Here is a 311-nt window from a genome sequence, read left to right as displayed (position 1 = left end):
GGCCCGGGCCGCCTCGTCCCGGCGCCGGTGGAGCGACTCGGCGGGCAGGCCGCCCGGGGCCACGTCCCACGGTTCGACGCGTCCCGTGTCGAACATGTCGACCTCGCCGACGCCCGCGGCGCGGAGCACCGAGGCGAGCAGGACGCCGACCCGTCCGGCGCCCCGGACCTGGACGCGCCGGGTGCGGCGGGCGGCGAGCCGGGCGAGTGCGTCACCGGGCCCGGGGGTGGTCAGGGACAGCGTGGCGAGGTCGGGGCGCAGCCGCTCCAGCACCTCGGTCCGCTCCCGCAGCGCGTCCGCGGCCGGGCCAC

1 protein-coding gene is annotated in these 311 nt (G+C 81.0%); it reads right to left on the bottom strand.

What is annotated here, in order from left to right; genetic code table 11:
• Positions 1 to 311: ThiF family adenylyltransferase (locus V7E45_RS40525; RefSeq protein WP_333779279.1), on the bottom strand; the 311-nt coding region annotated here is incomplete at both ends.

This window comes from Streptomyces sp. IBSBF 3136 (assembly GCF_036815105.1).
GTDB lineage: Bacteria > Actinomycetota > Actinomycetes > Streptomycetales > Streptomycetaceae > Streptomyces.
This window is presented reverse-complemented; position numbering and strand designations above follow the sequence as displayed.